This is a genomic window from Aureimonas sp. AU12, from assembly GCF_001463705.1.
Taxonomy (GTDB): domain Bacteria; phylum Pseudomonadota; class Alphaproteobacteria; order Rhizobiales; family Rhizobiaceae; genus Aureimonas.
Genome location: NZ_BBWH01000080.1, coordinates 1 through 283 on the forward strand (window position 1 = coordinate 1; position 283 = coordinate 283).

The 283-nt window shown below is 67.8% G+C and carries 1 pseudogene; it reads right to left on the reverse strand.

Going from position 1 to position 283, the window contains the following annotated elements:
- Positions 1–283, reverse strand: a pseudogene (locus AUL33_RS22620) (Ti-type conjugative transfer relaxase TraA); the annotation flags it as partial.

Consider the following 283-nt stretch of genomic DNA (forward strand, 5'->3'; position numbering starts at 1 on the left):
GTCCCCAGCATGCCGTTCTTCACCCCGAGATCCCGGTCGTTCTCCAGAAAAAGGAACCGGTCTCCGATCGCGAAGGATCGCTCGCCGTCGTTCGTCCGGTAGGAGCGCTCATCCTCCAGCTCGCCGCGCTCGCGGCGCTCGCTCCGGATCGCCTCGTTCAGCTCGCGCACGTCCGCGCGCCGATAGGTCAGCACGAGCTGCGACGCCTCCGGCTTCACGTCATGGTCCCGCATGACCTCGGCCACGATCGCGCCGCGTGCCGCCTCACGCGTCTCGCTAAACC